The organism is Kitasatospora sp. NPDC004614 (assembly GCF_042873675.1).
Taxonomy (GTDB): Bacteria; Actinomycetota; Actinomycetes; order Streptomycetales; family Streptomycetaceae; genus Kitasatospora.
In genome coordinates this window covers 101,284-112,924 of sequence record NZ_JBIALR010000007.1, presented here as the reverse complement: position 1 = coordinate 112,924, position 11,641 = coordinate 101,284, and the positions used below count along the sequence as shown (strand labels likewise).

The following is an 11,641-nucleotide window of genomic DNA, read 5'->3' as shown; positions in this document are numbered from 1 at the left end:
GACGGCGGGCCCGGTCAGGTCCGCCAGCTGCCCAGTGCCGCTCTCGTGGTGCCGCCGCGGTCCACCATGCCGCGCGCGCACGGCCGTTGAGCCGTCGCGATGCGGGGCGCCGGGGCGAGCAGCGCGACCGAGGCGGCATGGGGACCCGTCTCGTGCTGGTCCGTCGTCACCGGCTGGTCGACCCCCTGGCACTCCTCCTGGTGCGACGGACCGTCGGGCCGATCCGACGGCGACGGGCAGTGCGCCGCCGCGCTCGGCACCGAGTCCGCGCTGGGCGAGATGCCGGTGAACGGGCCGTGCGCGCAGGCCAGCAGGTGGAGCAGCGCGGACAGCACGGCGACGACGCACAGGAGCCTCCACTCGCGTCGCCCACCGAACCGTTCCGTCACGTCACCGAACGTACCCGACCGGACACGTAAAGCTGCCGTGAGGGCGTGTGCGATTCGACGCCCGCGCCGTCCCGCTCTCGCCCGCAGCCGCACGGGCCCGGGGTTCGAACAGCGTTGACGTCGGGCCCCATTGCGGCATCACCCGCACGGGGGACGAAGCCCGCTCCGGACCGCCGCCCGCGCTACCTTCACCGCCCGCGCTACCGTCACCACCCGGACCTCGGCGCGGACTTCGTCGCCGTCAGCCTGCACAAGTGGATCGGCGCGCCGCTCGGCCTCGGCTTCCTCCACGTCCGCCGCGAACGCCTCGACGACATCGACCCGGCCTTCGCCGACGAGACCTACCCACCCGACGACCTCCGCTCCCGCGTCCACAACGGCACCCTGGACGCCGCCACCGTCCTCACCCTGCCCGCCGCCCTCGACCTCCACCACGCCCTCGGTGCCGCCCCCGCCAAACAAGCCCGCCTGCGCCACCTCCGCGACCGCTGGGTCGCACCCGCCCGAACACTGGGCAACGTGCAGATCCTCACCCCCCGACGACCCGGCGATGTACGGGGCCATCACCTCCTTCCGCATCGCCGGCCGCACCTCCCAGGCCGGCGACGAGTCCATCGCCCGCTACCTGATGGACCGCCACCGCATCTTCACCGTCCGCCGCGGCGGCCCCACCGGCGGCGACTGCGTCCGGGTCACGCCCGCGCTCTTCACCCGCGCCGCCGACATCGACCGTTCACGGCGGCCCTCCAGGACGCGGCCCGAGTCTTCAACCTCCGCCCCTGAATTGGGCGTTCCCCTCGGCAACCACCCATCGAGGCTGGTCAACGGCCGACTGCTATCCTCATCCACCAACGCTCCCGCCAGGGCACCCGAACGCCCGCCGGGACACCACCCCGGAGCCGTCGCCCGCGCGGGGCCGCCCTTCCCCAACGCCCCCGAAAGCGACCCCCCATGACCAAGCAGCCCATGCTCACCCAGCTCAACGACTCCAGCGCCAGTGGCGGCCGCTTCGGCCACCTCAACGGCTGGCAACTCGCCCTCACCCTCATCCCCCTCGCCCTGCTCTTCGCCGGCGGCGCGATCGGCGGGGCCATCGGCGCCATCGGCGCACTCAGCAACGCCGCGATCGCCAAGACGAACCTGTCCACGCCGGTCAAGGCCCTCAGCATGATCGGCGTCGTCCTCGCCAGCGGAGTCGTCTTCCTGGTGGCGGCCGCACTGATAGCCGCCGCGATCGGCAAGTGACGTGACGCCCCCGCGCAGGTCGCGGAAGAAGCGCGGTCGCCGAGCCGGACGGCGGTGAGCTGGTGGGGTGCGGGCGCTGATTCGGATGTCACCGCCGCACACGAGGCCCTGTAGTCGGCGCTCGCGGAGGCGACTGCGCCCGGGTGGCCCGGCGCTGGCGACCCGAGCCGCGGACGTCGGCCGTTTCACGCCGGCCCTCCAGGACACGGCCCGCGTCTTCAACCACCGCCCCTGACCGGCTGGTCGCGCGCCGTCCGACCTTCTCGACAACGCCCTCCGACTACCCGTCAGGCCCGGTCACCTGCCGACCGCCACCCTCAGCCACCAACGCTCCAGCCAGGGCATCCGAAAGTGAGTCCCATGACCGATCAGCCCACCTTCCCCCCACCCAACAACCGCACCGCCAAGGTCGGCCTCTTCACCTACATGAAGGGCTGGCAGGTCGCCCTCATCCTGCTCCCCTTCGCCACGATCTTCATCGCCGGCCCGGTCGGCGCGGCCGTCGCCGCGGTCGGCGCCTTCGGCAACGCCGCGATCGTCAAGCAGAACCTGTCCACGCGGGCCACGGCACTCGGCATGATCGGTGTCGTCCTCGCCTGCTTCGCCGTCTCCGTGGGGGCGATCGTGCTCCTGGTCGTTGCACTCGACGCAGCCGGCGCCTGACACCAGGCCCGGCTGTTCGACGACTCGAAAAACGAATGGCCCCCGCGCCCTGCGACGGCCACCCGTTCCGCTGCCAGCGGCGATTCCTACCGGCCCGGCACCGAGGCGGCGAGGTCGTTGAGCGCGGCGTTGACGACCTGCCAGCCGATGCCGAGGGTGTCACGGTCGGGGCGGCTCGGCTCGCGGGCCTCGGCCGCGGGGTGGACGAAGTTGCGGTAGCGGCGCAGCACGTGGCTGAACTTCTGGGCGTCCGCGTCGAGCCAGCCGGCCTTGTGACACACGTCGATGAGCGTCTCGAACCTGACGTTTCCTCCGGAGTTATTGCCCAGCAGGGACTGGTCGCGTTCCACGATCACCTGCTGCAGGACGCCTTCCAGCAGGCTGCCGAGCATCACGAGGGCCGCCACGTGCGCGCCGTTGGCGTAGCAGGTGCGGGCCTCGTCGAGGCGGCGTTGGAGCAGCAGGGCCATCTTGGGGTCGGCGACGATGTCGGTCATCGCGGCCTTGAGTTCGGAGGCGCCGTACTCGGAGGGGTGGGCGAGGGCGGGGTCGCAGGGCACCAGGCGGGGACCGCCGCCGGCGCTCTCCAGGCGATAACCCTCGTGGACCAGGAATGAGTTGACGGCGGTGACCACGTCAGCGAGCAGTTCCGGCTCGTCCAGGTATTCGCGGGCGTCGGCCAGCCGAAGCAGTACCTTCTCGATATCGGCGGGCTGGTCGCGTCGACCCATCAGCAGTTCGAGGGACCACTCACGACGGAACTGGCCTTCGTACTCGGGGACGTCCTGCCAGCCGGCGCGGCGCAGGAATCCGGCGATCTCGTAGCCCCTGCGGTAGTAGAGGTCGTCCTCTCCGGTGACCACCCGCGAGAGTTCGGTAATGGTCTTCTCGTCGAGCAGCGGGCTGTCGGGCAGGGTGCGTGCGGTGGTCATCGTTTTCCTTCGGTGTCGTTGACGGTGTCGGTCTGAATGTCGGTGCTGTCGGCGGTGCCGACCTCCTCGTCGGCCTGTTCGTCGCCCGGTTCGGGCAGCAGCAGCGGCGACCAGGGCTCGTCCTCGGTGGCGGGGCGGTTCTGGTGGTAGTTGGCGGGCCGGATGCCCTGGCGGTCGAGTTCCTGCCACAGGCCGGCCAGCGCCTGTTCGGGGTCGAAGCGGAACTCGCTCTCGGGGATGCGCCAGAACCGCCAGCCGACGCGCTGGAGTTCGCGGTCGCGCTGCTGGTCGTGGCGGAGCTGTTCGAGTGTGAAGTGGTAGCGGTCGCCGTCGCACTCGACGCCGAGCCGGCCTCGGGCGCCGACCACCACCAGGTCGATCCGCTTGTTACCAGCGGGGTACTGGGGGACGACGTGGTAGCCGCGTGTTCCTTGATCCGCAGGTAGACCTGCTGTTCGAACAGCGAGTCGAAGGGCTTGCACGGCACGTCGGGCAGCACGGGGCCGAGGTCGTCCAGTTCGGCGAGCGCGGCGGGCGGGTTCTGCATGTAGGAGAGCAGGTTGAGCCGCAGGTCGCCGGACTTCAGCTGGTCCGGCGGGACGGAGTAGAACAGGTGCATCTGGTCCTGGGCCCGGCTGGCCGCGACGTTGTAGGCCTGCTGTTCGCTGCGCTGGCCTCCGGCGATCTTGCGGACCCGGTCGACCACCATGGACAGCAGGATGATGTGGCGCTCGTCGCCCTGGAACATCGCGGCGGTGCCGACCCGGATGTCGTGCTTCTCCCGTACGGGTGGGGGGATCCGCTGCTGGATCAGCTGTTCCAGTAGTTTCACCTGGCCGCCGAAGCCGCCCTGGAGCACGATGACGCCCATGGTCCGGCCCTCGTAGGCGGGGTCGGCAGTCATCTCGGCCAGGCAGTCGACGATCGCCTCGGCCTCCTTCTGGTTGCGGATCCGGTGGTCACGGCCTTCGGCGACGCCGTCGGCGACGTAGTGGGTGAGCAGCGGGTCGAGGCGGTCGCCGCCGAACTGGCGCAGCGGGATCAGCCCGGGTGAAGGGTAGAAGGTGGCGGACGACCAGCCAATGATCTCCGGCATGCAGCGGAAGTGTTCCTGGAGCCGGATGGTGGACGGGAAGAACGTGGACAGCAGCTGGTAGAGGTTGGAGTGCGGCATGTACAGCTGCCTCAAGTGCCATGGCACATCAGGGAGGTGGGCGGCGAGGCGGTCCTGGATCTGCTGGGTGCGGCCGTAGCCGGTGACCGGCGGGGTGCACTGCTTGTCGTCGCCGACCACGATGATCCGGGGTGCCAGCCAGAGCAGGAACAGGGCGTCCATGCCGGCCTGGCTGGCCTCGTCGACGATCACCACGTCGAACGCGTCCTGGTGGGGCTCGATCATTTCGGCGACCCGGGAGATCGGCATCACCCAGGCGGGGACGGCGCCCTGCGCGACCTGCATGGCGCTGCGTGCGGCGGCCCCGAAGTGGGCGGCGCTCTTGCCCGTTCCCCTGCCGTAGGAGGCCATGTGGGAGCGGTAGGCCTGCAGGGCGGAGCGCTGTTCGTTGGTCATCCGTTCCAGGCAGTGCAGCCGCCCCTTGGCGGCGGCCAGATCGCCGGTCAACTCCTCTAGTTTCGCCTCGTGTTCGGTGAGTTCGGCGTCCAGCCGCTGCTCCCGGCCGGGGGCGCGCTCGTCCTCGACGAAGCGGCGGGCGCCGGCCCACGCCCAGGCCTCGTCGAGGCGGGCGAGGCGCTGCGGCCAGTCGGGGTCGCGGCACTCGTCGGTGAGCCGGCCGGCCAGTGCGGGGGACGCGGCGGCGAGCGCGTCCAGCAGGTGTCGACAGCGTTGGCCGCGCTGCTGCCGGGTGTGGGCGGCGGCGTAGGCGTCGAGTTCCTTGGTGTAGCGGTCGAGGTCGTGGTCGGCGACGGCCTGTGCCATGGCCAGTGACTCGGGGGTGGCGGGTGTGCCGTCGGCGGGGGCGCGCAGCGAGCGTTCCCAGGCGGCCAGCCGTTCGGCGGCTTCCTCGGCGCGCTGTCGGCCGGACATCGCGGTGACCGCGGACGTGAAGTCCTGCCAGGCCTGCGGGTTCGTCAGGTCGAGGAACACGGAGCGGCCGACCAGCAGTTCGTCGATCCGTTCGCGCAGCCCGCCGAAACCGGCGATCGCGCTGAGGTGCCGGTAGCGCTCCTGGAGGTCGGCGAGGCGCACTTCCAGCGGGCCGTTGTCGAGCGGTGCGCCGGCCTGGGCCCAGCGGACCTCGACGGTGCTCAGGGTCAGGTGGGCGCGAAGGTGGGCGTGGACGGCGTCGAGGTCGGCGGTGTCGGCGGGCGGGCGGCCGTCGATCCGGCAGCCGGCCAGCAGGTCCTCGGCCTCGCGCAGTGTCCGGGAGGCGAACAGGCCGCGCAGGGTGCGTGGTCCGGCGAGCTGTCTGCGCAGTTCGGGGATGGCGGTGGCGATCCGGTGGGCCTGTTCGGCGGTGAGTCCGGTCGGCAGGGTGACGGTGCGGACGCCGACGGAGGCCAGGCCGACGGCCGTGTCCGTGAGTGCGGGTTCGGCGTCGGCGACGCGCTGCCACAGGTCGTGACAGCGGCGGGCGAGCCGGTCGGCGAGGGCGCGCCGGGTCCAGTCGGCCTCGCCCCAGTGGCGGGCGTCCCAGGGCACACCGAGGCGGTGCAGCAGGCCGCGTCCGGCGCTGAGCAGGTTGACGAGGTGGTCGGTGGTGGGGGTGTCGAGGGTGGCGAGCCGGGTGCGCAGTGCGGCGGCTTCGGCGGAAAGTCCGGCGACGGCGGGCTGGGCGTCGGCGATGGCGGTGGCGACCTGGCCGGGGGTGGGCAGCAGGCCGGGCGCGGGCGGCAGCGGCCCGGCCGACCAGTCGGCGGCGCCGTCGCGGAGCAGGACGAGCAGTTCCTCCGCCTCGACGGGGGTGAGCGGCGGCCTGGCGGGGGCCCGGTCGGAGAGGCTGCCGATCCAGGACAACCCGGGTGCGGCGTCCTGGACGCGCTGCACGATCGCGGCGAGGGTGCCGGAGTAGCCGGGGGCGACCTCGGGGTGCTGGTAGAGCTCGGCCTCCCGCAGCGCGATGATCTTCTCGGTGAGGAGCTTCTGCCGACTCTGCAGTTCCTGCCGGCTCCGGGTCAACCGGCGGATCTCGTCGCGCAGTTGGGCGGGGTCTCCGGAGGCGGCCTGATCGCTGAGCGCGTTGACGGTCCGTTCCAGTTCGCTCGCGCCGTCCTGCCGGGCGCCGGACAGCAGCAGGACGCACAGGTCGCGGATGGCGGGCGGCAGTTTGTCGCGCAACACGGTCAGGGCGTGGTCGCGGGCGCTGGTGACCAGGACCCGCTGGCCCTGGGCGAGCAGGGCGCTGAGCAGGTTGGCGATGGTGTGGGTCTTGCCGGTGCCGGGCGGGCCCTGGACCACCACGCCGGTGTCGCGTTGCAGGCGGTCCAGGACGGCGCGCTGCTGGGCGTTGGTCTTGAGCGGGAACAGCGGGTCCTCGTCGAACAGGCCCCGGGTGGGGGTGTCGGTCCAGGCGGCCCGTTCCTGCGGGTTGAGGGTCATCACCAACTGGGCCAGCCCGAGCGGGGCTTGGCGTTCGGACACCACGGACTGGGCGATCCGCTCGTAGCAGCGCAGCACCGCGTTGCGGTCCAGCGGGCGCAGCATGAGCGTGGGTGCGAAGGTCAGCCGCATGCTCGCGTCGGGGGCGGCCGGGGGCCGCCAGCCGGCGTTGAACGACACCGGCCGGGGCAGGACGAGTTCCTGCCAGCGGGTCAGGCACTCCAGGGCGGCCTCGCCGAGCGGGTGCACGGGGTTGGCGGACAGTTCCTCGGCGAGCGCGGTGGAGCGCTCCTGGATCAGGCCGTCCTCGGAGTCCAGGAAGTCCTGGTCCTCCAGGCGCATTTCGCCGTCGGTGGTGAGGTGGACGGTGATCCGGGCGGTGCGGCGGTCGACGTGGGTGACGGCGCGGCGGGTGAACACGTGCCGGTGCAGGACGGTGCCGCGCGGCTCGCTCCAGGTCAACAGGCCGGTACCGAGGACGAGTTCGACCTGGTCGTCCTGCTGCACCAGGCGCTGGTGCCAGCGATAGACGGTCTCGTACAGCTCGCGCAGCGGCCGGTCGGCCCGTTCACGTTCGGCCCACCGGCGCCAGCGGCTCAGCCAACTACCGTACGAGCGCAGTACCTCGTCGGCGTCCCCGCGCTCCACCGTGGCGCCGGTGTCCTGCCGGAGTTCCACGGCGGCGCCGACGCGTTCGGGGCCGCGCTCGGCGAGCGGTGGGTCACCGCCGTCGGGGTTCGCGCAGTCCTTCTCGTCGAGCCAGTCGCGCAGTTCGGCGGGCACGTCGGGCGGTGCGCTCTGCGGGACGTGGTCGAGCACCAGCAGCGCCCGGTCCGGCTGGTCGGTCGGCCGCGCGATCGCGGCGGGCAGGTCGCTCAGCCAGAACTGCTCCCTGGAACTGGTGTCCCGGGCTCGCTGAGTCCCGCTCTGCACCACTTCGCGCAGAAATCCGAGCAGCGCGGCGGTCTGCCCGATGACCTCTGGATTCCGCGCATGCAGCCGTTGAACGTCCACCATTCTCCCCTCGGTCGGTGACGAACGTTCCAGGATGACCATGGACGCTCCGGCCGGGGGGAGATGACAGCAAAGTGGCTTGATCTACACCGCGTCATGGCTTGGACACGATGCGTCCCCACCCGTCGGCGCCTCCTGGGCCCCGCCTCGGACCGGCGGACGCGTCGAACCTTGCAACGTGCCCTACTCCGCGCTGACCGACGGTCACCAGTACCACTGGTGGGCCAACGCCTCCAACGGCGTTCTCACCTCCCCGGACTCCGGCCCCTGTTCGTTCCGCGTCGACAAGACGCCGCCGACCGTGAGTGTCAGCTCCACCGACTTCCCGCCGTCCGGCTCCCCGAACCCGGGCAAGCCGGCCGGCACCGCGGGGTCGTTCACCATCACCGGCACCGACCCTGCCCCCGCCGGCACCGCGGTCTCCGGCCTCGCCTGCTTCCGGGTCAGCACCAACTCCACGCCGGTGACCGGCTGGACGTGCGACCAGAGCGGCGTCCTGCTGCCCGATGCCAACGGCACCGCCACCTACAGCTACACCCAACGTGTTCCACTCCTGCTCGGGCCCGCCGGACGCGCCATGTCCGGCGGGCCTGGCCGCTTTCCTCCTCGACGCTCAGGGGTGGTCCGGCGTCAGGGGCTGCTGCCGGTCGGGGAAGAGGGGGGACGGGTCGGAGGGGGCCGGCTGGTGGGTGGGTTCGGTGCCTGGGGGGACGAGGGTGTGGGTGGCGGTGAGGAATTCGGTGAGGGGGGCGGTGGGGGCGAGGACGGTGGCGCGGGTGCCGTCGGTGCCGCGGAAGGCCAGGCGGAGGCGGCCGTTGGGCCAGGGGCGGATGCGGACGGCGCCGTTGCCGGCGGGGCCGGCCAGGCCGGCGGCGAGGAGGTCGCGGGCGATGAGCCAGGTGACGCCGCCGTCGGGGGCGCCGTCGGGGAAGGTGAGCCGGACGGCGTACGGGTCGCGGGGGTGGTAGCCGCAGATCATGGTGCGGCGTCCCCCGGTCGGGCCGAACACGTGGACGGGCAGGTGGCGTTCGACGCACGTGCGCATCAGGCGGGTCTCCTCGTTCCGATGTCCGCAACCGCCTTCCCCGGGTGGGGTGTTGTATGCGTCCGATGGACGGGCGGGTCCACATGGTACGGCGCGGGCAGGTCGTCCGAGGGTTGGGGCCTGGTCACCGGCCGCAGCGGGAAAGCGGTTTCCCGCTGCGGCGGGTCAACGGAGGTTGACGAGTCGCTACTTCTGCTTGATGGCGGAGACGTCGAACTCGAGCACCACCTTGTCGCCGACCAGTACGCCGCCGCCCTCCAGGGCGGCGTTCCAGGTGACGCCGTAGTCCTTGCGGCTGATGGTCACCGAGCCCTCCAGGCCGACCCGCAGGTTGCCGTACGGGTCGACCGCGTTGCCGGTGTACTCGAAGTCGATGGTGACCGGGCGGGTGGTGTCCTTGATGGTGAGGTTGCCGGTGACCCGGTAGTCGGTGTCGGACTTCTTCTCGACGGAGGTGGTGCGGAAGGTGATGTCGGGGAAGTTCGGCGCGTCCAGGAAGTCGTTGGTGCGCAGGTGCTGGTCGCGCTGCTCGACGCCGGTGTCGATGCTGGCGGCCTTGATGACCAACTCGCCGGTGGAGCGCGAGGGGTCGGCGCCGTCCAGGTGCGCGGTGCCCTCGAACTGGTGGAAGGCGCCGCGCACTTTGGTGACCATGGCGTGTCGGGCGACGAAGCCGATCCGGGTGTGGGCGGGGTCGAGGACGTAGTCCCCGGTGAGCTCGGGCAGGCTGACAGTCATGGTCTGCGCTCTCCTCAGTGACGGTGAAGACGTGGTGACGCGGCGACTTGACGAGGTGACTCCGGCAGGTTGCACCGCGGTCCACATCAACGGTCGCCCCGTCCACGCTAGGCGTTCGCGCCGCCCGGCCCGGATGTGACACACCGTCATCCGGGCCGGAGCGGAGCAAGCGGTAAGGGCTCAGCCGAAGCGGCCGTTGACGTAGTCCGCGGTGCGCGGGTCTGCGGGGTCGGTGAACAGGCGCTCGGTGGGGCCCGCTTCGACGATCCGGCCGGGGGTGTCGTGGGAGGCGAGGAAGAACGCGCAGGACTGCGAAACCCGCTGCGCCTGCTGCATGTTGTGGGTGACGATGACGATGGTCAGGCGGTGGCGCAGCTCGGCGATGGTCTCCTCGATGCGGCGGGTGGAGGTCGGGTCGAGGGCGGAGCAGGGCTCGTCCATCAGCAGGATGTCCGGGGAGACGGCCAGCGAGCGGGCGATGCACAGGCGTTGCTGCTGGCCGCCGGAGAGTGCGCCGCCGGGGGTGCCGAGGCGGTTGCTGACCTCGGTCCAGAGGCCGGCCTGGCGCAGGCTGGACTCCACCAGGTGGTCGCGTTCGTCGCGGCTCGCCTTGATGCCGGCCAGCTTCAGCCCGCTGATCACGTTGTCGTACAACGACATTGCGGGGAACGGGTTGGGCCGCTGGAACACCATGCCGATCCGGCGCCGGACCTCGGCGGGGCGGCGGCCGGTGGCGTACACGTCCTCGCCGTCGAGCAGCACCTCGCCGGCCAGTGCCGCGCCGCGCACCATCTCGTGCATCCGGTTGAGGATCCGCAGGTAGGTGGACTTGCCGCAGCCGGACGGTCCGATCAGCGCGGTAATCTCGCCGGCCCGCATCTGCAACGAGACCCGCTCCAGCACCTTGCGCTGTCCGAACCAGGCGGTCAGGTCGCGGGTCTCGAGTCCGGAGAGCGTCCCCGAGGGAGCGACGGCGGGCAGCGGAACGGTCGGCGGATCGGTCGGGTCCTTCACCAACCCGGCTGCGGTGTACGACGGTTGTGCGGTCTCGGTCATGGGCGGACGGGTCCTCTCCGGCAAGCGGAAGTACAAGCGGCAGTACAGACGGCAGTACAAGCGGCAGTACGAGCGGCAGAACGGGGAAAGCAGCGGGGTCAGTAGACGTTGGGCAGCAGCGCGGCGGCGTTCTCGTACACCGCCCACAGCAGCGCGGCGGCGACCGGCACGAAGCACAGGTAGGTCGCGCTGCGCCGCCAGTAGCGGGCCGTCACTCCGGCGCCGACGACGGACAGCAGCAGGGCCAGCGACCAGAGTTGGAGCGCTGACAGGGCGCCCTTGTCGGCGGCCAGCGCCTTGTCCGTGGGTGCGGCGGCGGGGCGGCGGGCACCGAGCGCCTCGGGCTCGCCGTCGAGGCGGGCGCCGATCAGCACGGTGCTGGTGGGGATCCAGTCGGAGTCCCCGGTGACGAGGACCAGCCGGTTGGGCGCGGTGTCCCGGATCGGGTGGTCGCCGTCGCCGGACGTGTTGACGGTGTAGTGGAAGGTGCCCTGGCCGGTGGTGATGTCGATGCCGTCGCCGACGTGCAGTCCGGCGAGTCCGGCGAACGGGGCGCCGAACGCGGTGGAGCGGCCGAACAGTACGGCCACGCCGGGCTGTCCGGGCAGTACGGTGTCGCGGCGGTGGCCGGGGCCGCGCATCAGGTCGCGGCCGCCGGTGCCCTCGACCACGACGGCCTGGTGCAGGCCGAGCGCCGGGATGTCCAGCACGGCCACCGGCGCCCCGTCGGTGGTCGGCCCGGTGGGCGCGGTGGCCTTGCCGAGCTGGTCGCGCAGGGTGGCGTAGGCGGTGGTCTGGTGGCGCGCCTCCTGCAGTCCGGAGAGCGCGAACAGGTAGCCGACGAAGCCGAGCAGCAGCACGGCGGCGAGTGTCACCGACCAGGCGACGGCCAGCAGCCGCCGTCGCCCGCGGCCGGGCGCAGTGGAACTACCAGTCTTGGAGGGCGACACGGGGGGCCGCTCCACGGCGGTCGCGGTCATCCCGTTCTCCTCGGGTGCGGTGC

11 protein-coding genes and 1 pseudogene are annotated in these 11,641 nt (G+C 71.8%); 3 read left to right on the top strand and 9 right to left on the bottom strand.

Annotated elements, in window-relative coordinates; all coding sequences use genetic code 11:
* Positions 1-14: 14 nt before the first annotated feature.
* The gene (locus ACFYST_RS17525) at positions 15-389 is read right to left on the bottom strand and encodes a hypothetical protein (RefSeq protein ID WP_387863233.1); all 375 of its coding nucleotides are present in this window, start codon (positions 387-389) and stop codon (positions 15-17) included.
* A 45-nt stretch (positions 390-434) separates the two neighbouring features.
* Between ACFYST_RS17525 and ACFYST_RS17520 the strand changes: the two genes are divergently transcribed.
* The 3 genes from ACFYST_RS17520 to ACFYST_RS17510 all read left to right on the top strand — a co-directional run bounded on the left by ACFYST_RS17520 (position 435) and on the right by ACFYST_RS17510 (position 2,297).
* Positions 435-1,172 (top strand): aminotransferase class V-fold PLP-dependent enzyme, encoded by a 738-nt coding sequence (locus ACFYST_RS17520; RefSeq protein WP_387863231.1) that lies wholly within the window; start codon positions 435-437, stop codon positions 1,170-1,172.
* 168 nt (positions 1,173-1,340) lie between these two features.
* Positions 1,341-1,634, top strand: a complete 294-nt coding sequence (locus tag ACFYST_RS17515) for a hypothetical protein (RefSeq protein WP_387863229.1) — start codon at positions 1,341-1,343, stop codon at positions 1,632-1,634.
* A gap of 360 nt (positions 1,635-1,994) precedes the next feature.
* A complete protein-coding gene (locus tag ACFYST_RS17510; RefSeq protein ID WP_387863227.1) occupies positions 1,995-2,297 on the top strand; it encodes a hypothetical protein in 303 nt (100 codons plus the stop codon).
* 86 nt (positions 2,298-2,383) lie between these two features.
* Here ACFYST_RS17510 and ACFYST_RS17505 read toward each other — a convergent pair whose 3' ends face one another.
* From ACFYST_RS17505 to ACFYST_RS17470, 8 genes and pseudogenes are all read right to left on the bottom strand, one after another.
* A complete protein-coding gene (locus ACFYST_RS17505; RefSeq protein ID WP_387863225.1) occupies positions 2,384-3,229 on the bottom strand; it encodes a hypothetical protein in 846 nt (281 codons plus the stop codon).
* Entirely contained in the window at positions 3,226-3,597 is a 372-nt protein-coding gene (locus ACFYST_RS17500; protein WP_387863556.1) for a hypothetical protein, read from the bottom strand. Before ACFYST_RS17500 ends, ACFYST_RS17505 begins: the two co-directional genes overlap by 4 nt.
* Positions 3,598-3,902: 305 nt before the next feature.
* Positions 3,903-6,785, bottom strand: a pseudogene (locus tag ACFYST_RS17495) (AAA domain-containing protein); the annotation flags it as partial.
* Between the two features lie 1,218 nt (positions 6,786-8,003).
* Positions 8,004-8,312: a hypothetical protein gene (locus ACFYST_RS17490; RefSeq protein ID WP_387863223.1), complete on the bottom strand. Its 309-nt coding sequence runs from the start codon at positions 8,310-8,312 to the stop codon at positions 8,004-8,006.
* 100 nt (positions 8,313-8,412) lie between these two features.
* A complete protein-coding gene (locus ACFYST_RS17485) occupies positions 8,413-8,844 on the bottom strand; it encodes an SsgA family sporulation/cell division regulator (protein WP_387863221.1) in 432 nt (143 codons plus the stop codon).
* Between the two features lie 186 nt (positions 8,845-9,030).
* The gene (locus ACFYST_RS17480) at positions 9,031-9,582 is read right to left on the bottom strand and encodes a YceI family protein (RefSeq protein ID WP_387642579.1); all 552 of its coding nucleotides are present in this window, start codon (positions 9,580-9,582) and stop codon (positions 9,031-9,033) included.
* A 180-nt stretch (positions 9,583-9,762) separates the two neighbouring features.
* On the bottom strand, positions 9,763-10,638 hold the full coding sequence (locus ACFYST_RS17475) for a phosphate ABC transporter ATP-binding protein (RefSeq protein ID WP_387863219.1): 876 nt from the start codon (positions 10,636-10,638) through the stop codon (positions 9,763-9,765).
* A gap of 98 nt (positions 10,639-10,736) precedes the next feature.
* Positions 10,737-11,618 (bottom strand): sortase domain-bontaining protein, encoded by an 882-nt coding sequence (locus tag ACFYST_RS17470; protein ID WP_387863217.1) that lies wholly within the window; start codon positions 11,616-11,618, stop codon positions 10,737-10,739.
* Positions 11,619-11,641: the final 23 nt, after the last annotated feature.

What these genes read in the sequence shown, in the direction of transcription:
- ACFYST_RS17485 (WP_387863221.1), bottom strand. Translation starts at nt 8,844, where the DNA reads ATGCGCACGTGCGTCGAACGCCACCTGCCCGTCCACGTGTTCGGCCCG.
- ACFYST_RS17505 (WP_387863225.1), bottom strand. Translation starts at nt 3,229, where the DNA reads ATGACCACCGCACGCACCCTGCCCGACAGCCCGCTGCTCGACGAGAAG.
- ACFYST_RS17475 (WP_387863219.1), bottom strand. Translation starts at nt 10,638, where the DNA reads ATGACCGAGACCGCACAACCGTCGTACACCGCAGCCGGGTTGGTGAAG.
- ACFYST_RS17470 (WP_387863217.1), bottom strand. Translation starts at nt 11,618, where the DNA reads ATGACCGCGACCGCCGTGGAGCGGCCCCCCGTGTCGCCCTCCAAGACT.
- ACFYST_RS17515 (WP_387863229.1), top strand. Translation starts at nt 1,341, where the DNA reads ATGACCAAGCAGCCCATGCTCACCCAGCTCAACGACTCCAGCGCCAGT.
- ACFYST_RS17480 (WP_387642579.1), bottom strand. Translation starts at nt 9,582, where the DNA reads ATGACTGTCAGCCTGCCCGAGCTCACCGGGGACTACGTCCTCGACCCC.
- ACFYST_RS17510 (WP_387863227.1), top strand. Translation starts at nt 1,995, where the DNA reads ATGACCGATCAGCCCACCTTCCCCCCACCCAACAACCGCACCGCCAAG.